2 protein-coding genes and 1 pseudogene are annotated in these 4,480 nt (G+C 71.3%); 2 read left to right on the top strand and 1 reads right to left on the bottom strand.

Annotation, left to right across the window (positions count from 1 at the left end):
- Window positions 1-251 (bottom strand): annotated as a pseudogene (locus tag G6R24_RS18540) (ABC transporter ATP-binding protein); the annotation flags it as partial.
- Window positions 252-774: 523 nt separating this feature from the next.
- On the opposite strand from G6R24_RS18540, the gene G6R24_RS18535 reads away from it, so the two are divergent.
- Window positions 775-2,133 (top strand): lipase, encoded by a 1,359-nt coding sequence (locus G6R24_RS18535; protein WP_163550470.1) that lies wholly within the window; start codon window positions 775-777, stop codon window positions 2,131-2,133.
- Window positions 2,134-2,718: 585 nt separating this feature from the next.
- The gene (locus G6R24_RS18530; protein WP_163550469.1) at window positions 2,719-4,380 is read left to right on the top strand and encodes a peptide deformylase; all 1,662 of its coding nucleotides are present in this window, start codon (window positions 2,719-2,721) and stop codon (window positions 4,378-4,380) included.
- Window positions 4,381-4,480 lie beyond the last annotated feature (100 nt).

Genomic DNA, 4,480 nt, shown 5'->3' with positions numbered 1-4,480 from the left:
TCGTGCCAGAAGAGATCGTGTACCAGGTTGGCGCCGATGAGCAGCAGCGCGTACCAGTACACGACACCGGCCGAGACACCCTCGCGGGCCACGGCCTGGACGAGCCGGCCGACGAGGACCGGCAGAACGGAGATCGCCAGACTCGACGCCACGAAACTCGCCATGACCGCGAGCAGCGCACCCCGGAAAGTAGCCACAAAACCCAGCAGGAAGCACAGGCCGGCATGCGGGCCGAGCGCGCCGCCATCCACCTGGGAATCGGCTCGCGAAACGGCGCCCCGCGGCTGCTGCCGGGGAATCTCCTCCCCCGTCGGACGCATACGACCATGGTGGCAGGCAACACCATGGATCGCATCTGGTTTTTCGCCGGCTTCCATACCGCTGCGGGTGCCTGCCCGCGAGGGTGCTGCCACTGTGCCGGTGACCACGGCGGCCGTGATGATGATCCGGGTGATGGGCGGCCCAGCCGAGACGGACAGGTGGCCGCGTCCGGGTCAACGCCGGAGGCGTACATCGACGTGACGGGCGTTACCACCATGAGGCGACAGCCGGTGTCCGTCCCATCAATCACCCAACAGCGTCGCCGTGCGTCGCGAAGGGCGCGCGGGAAGACGCCGGAAAACGATATCTTCTGTCGTTCCCCGCGGTGTCCGGGATCTTTTGACTGGTTCGCCAGCGCCGGTCGCCACGCCCACCCGACAGCCGTACCCGCAAGACATCCGCACCGGTCGCAGCGCACGAAGCCGCCGGACCTCCCGCAGGAAGGGGCGCGGCATGCCTCGTCGCCGCCGGATCTGCCTGATCCTCGCCGTGCTGGCGACGGCTGCCGCCTGCTCCGGGAGCGCCGGCCAGCGCGCGTCCGGGGCCGACCCCGACACCTTCGCCCGGGAGATCGCGCGTCCGGCTGCGCCACCCGACGCCGCCCGGCTGCCGATCCTCTTCGTACCGGGAAACCTGGGTTCCGGCGACCAGTTCGGGGTCCAGGCGCAGCGTTTCACCAGCAACGGGTATCCAGCGGACCGGATCGCGGCCTTCGACTACGACGCGTCGGACCCGGAGCCACCCGCGGAGCCGATCTTCACCGGGCTCGACACCGAGATCGCCCGGCTGCTCACCCTGAGCGGCCGCAAGGCCGTCGACCTGGTGGGCCAGGCCGAGGGCGCCGACCTCGCCGTGCGCTATCTGGCCAGCACGCCCGCCCGGGTCGCGCACCTGGTCAGCGTGGCCGGACCGCAGCCCGCCGGGCCGCCCCGCGGGGTGCGCACGCTGGCGGTGTGGGGCATCGGCGACCCGACCCGGCGGATCGCCGGCGCCCAGAACGCGCGCTTTCCCACCGACGACCGTGGCGAACTGCTCGCCTCCACCGGCACCTTCAAGCAGATGTACCAGTTCCTCACCGGTGAGCCGCCCTTCACCACCGAGGTGACCGACCAGGCCGGGCCGATCGAACTCGGCGGTCGGGTCGTGCTGTATCCGGCGAACGCCGGTGGCGGCCCGGCCCGCCTCGAGCTCTACCGGGTCGACCCGCGGACCGGCCGCCGGCTCGCCTCGGGCCTGCAGAGCTTCGTCAACCTGCCGCCGGACGGCACCTTCGGCCCGCTGCGGGCGGACGGCACCGCCAGCTACGAGTTCGCCGTCATCCACCCCGGTGAACCGGTGCAGCACTTCTACTACCAGCCGTTTCGGCGCAGTGACCGGCTGATTCGCCTGCTGACGAGCAAACCCGCCGAGGAGATCGGCGGTGGGATGACGGCCAGTCCCCGCCAGACCAACCTCGTGGTCAGCCGGGGCCAGGAGTGGCAGGGCGATCAGGGCCGCACCAGCGACCAGCTCACCGTCGACGGCCACGGTGTGCTGAACCCGGCGAACACGCCCCGGTCGAAACTCACCCTGCGCGTGTTCCTGTTCGACCAGGGCACCGACGGTGTCACCGATCTCGCCGCGCCCCTGCCGTTCTACTTCGCGGTCGGTTTCGTCACCGGTGCGGATCTGTTCATCCCGGCGGGCGACCGGTCGGTGGCGGTGACGATGACCCCGCGCGGTGTCGCAGCGGGCCGCACCACCGTGCAGGTGCCCGCCTGGCCCTCGAGCACCGACCGGATCAGCGTCCGGTTCCGCGACGACACCTTCTGAGCCCTTCTCCGCCCCCGCCGATCCGGGCGGGCTCCCGGATCGGCGGGGACAGGATGGTGGCCCTGCTTGGGCAGGGCAGGGCCACCAGTCGGCGGCCGCTCGGGCGACGGGTCAGGCCCGAACGGACAGGTGCGGTGCCGGCCTTACCGGCCGCCACGGCCGGCTGCGGCCTCCCTCCCTCCCAATCGGGCGACCGCGGCCAGCTGTGGCGGCCTGGCGCCGGCCCCGCCCGGCGGAGGTCGCGGCTCGACGCGGGGCGGGGCCGGCCTGGGTCCAGAGTCGTCCGATCGGCGGCGGCCGGAAACGTCAGTCAGGCATGCTCTTCTCATATGGCCCCGCCGGGACACCACGGCCGGCCATTCGGTGGGTGCTCCAGCCGCCTCTGCCGGGGGGAACCGGCATGACCCAGGCAGATGTCACCCTCCCAGGCGTCATCCACGCGGCGAGGTCGGACAACGCGGGATCACCCAAAGGCGGTGTGCGGGTGGCATAGCGTCGTTATCCTGATGTGTCAGTCGGGGCCACGCATCGGGCGATGTGCCCGCCCGCAGGCGAGGGGTGTGCGGCCACCCGGAGGGCCGGCTGATGTCCTACGAGTCCGGCCCCTACCGCGTCTCCTCGGACCTGCTGGCTCGCGCCGACTTCCAGGCCGCCTGCGCGGCCCGGGACTTTCGCACCGCCTTCCGGCTGATGAAGAAGTACGACGGCGCGAGCCAGAACCGGATCGCCTCACCGGTCGAGGGCCTCAGCCAGAGCCGGGTCAGCCGGATCATGCAGGGCGAGGACCATATCGCGCGGCTGTCGCTGATCGAACGCGTCTCCGACGCGCTGCGGATTCCCGGGGCCTTCTTCCAGCTGGCCGCCCGCCCCTGGGAGACCGGTGCCAGCGTGCGGCCCGTCGCCGGGGCGCCGCCGGCCCGCCAGTCCGATCCACTCCGCTCCGGCGGGCCAGGTGGGTCGGGCGGTCCGGGTGGCCTGGGCGCAGCGGGCGGCCCGGGTGGCGCGGGCGGTGCGGGGCAGGGCCCGAGCGGCGGGCTGCTCGTCGAACAGGACACCGCCCGGCTGCGTTACGACGACGGCGTCTACCTCGCCCATCAGCGGCGCCGGATCACCAATATCGGCGACGAGCCCGTGACCCGTTACCTCATGCGCATCTCCGTCGATCGCTTTCCTGGCGACCAGGAACGGGCCGCACGTCTCTACCGCAGCGATCCGCTGCGGTGGGAGGAACTACGGCTGCGCGCCCACTGCGGGCAGGAGGAGATGGCCTGGCAGGTCAAAACCGACTGGGATGCCCTCAAAGAGGTCTGGCTGTTGTTCGAGAACAGCAGTGGACGATTTCCGCTCTATCCGGGTGAATCAGCCTGGATCGAGTACTCCTACCAGGTCGGTGAGCAGAAGTGGGGTCCGTGGTTCCAACGGGCCGTCCGGGTACCGACGAGCAGCCTGTCGGTCGTCCTGGACTTCCCCGCCCAGGTCGACCCGGTGGTCTGGGGAATGGAGACCTCGATGACCGCGGACGCGTTCGCGTTCCGGACCGCGATCGCCCGGGTGGACGAAGGCGACCGGCGGATCTTCACCTGGTCGACCAGCAATCCGCCGCTGCACGCCCGGTATCGACTGGAATGGAACTTCCGGGCTGTCTCCGACGGTCGGAATCCGGATACCGGCGAGCAGCGTGAGACCGCCGGTCCACAGCCCAGTGAACAGATGGCGGCGGCGGGCATCGTCCAGGCCGATGATCCGGCGCTGGCGCAGCCGGCCCGTTCCTTTGATCTGCCGGCCGAGGCCGAGGACGCCCGGCGCGTGGTCGCCGAGCTGTCCTCGGCGATGGAGCGGGTCTCCGCCCTGCACACCTTCGGTAAGGGCATGGGGATCGCCGCACCACAGATCGGCATCAACCGGGCCGCCGCGATCGTGCGCTCCGCCGACGCGGACATCCTCACCCTGCTCAATCCACGGGTCATCGAGTCCTCGCCGCAGACCGACGAGCAGTACGAGGGCTGCCTGAGCTTCTTCGACGTCCGCGGGCTCGTCCCCCGGCCCCTGGAGCTGCACGTGGAGCACACCGACATCTCCGGACGCCGGCGCATCACCGTCTACCGGCAGGGCCTCGCCCGCCTGGTCGGCCACGAGATCGACCATCTGGTCGGCCGGCTCTACACCGAACGGATGCGGCCCGGCAGCGCCCCGATCCCCGTGGAGCAGTACCGCGGCACCGGCTCGGCCTGGACCTACACCCCCTGATCCGCCACCACGCGTCACCGTCAGGCCGGTCGGGCCGGCCAGCGGTCGGCCGGCGGCCACCCGAACGGACACCGGCCCTGGCCCAATGGCCGTAGGTTAA

Source organism: Candidatus Frankia nodulisporulans (assembly GCF_902806475.1).
Taxonomy (GTDB): Bacteria; Actinomycetota; Actinomycetes; order Frankiales; family Frankiaceae; genus Frankia; species Frankia umida.
The sequence above is the reverse complement of the archived record's forward strand: the minus strand, read 5'-3'. Positions and strand labels throughout refer to the sequence as shown.

Excerpts from the sequence above, each read along its gene's own strand:
- G6R24_RS18535 (WP_163550470.1), top strand. The coding sequence starts at position 775 with ATGCCTCGTCGCCGCCGGATCTGCCTGATCCTCGCCGTGCTGGCGACG.
- G6R24_RS18530 (WP_163550469.1), top strand. The coding sequence starts at position 2,719 with ATGTCCTACGAGTCCGGCCCCTACCGCGTCTCCTCGGACCTGCTGGCT.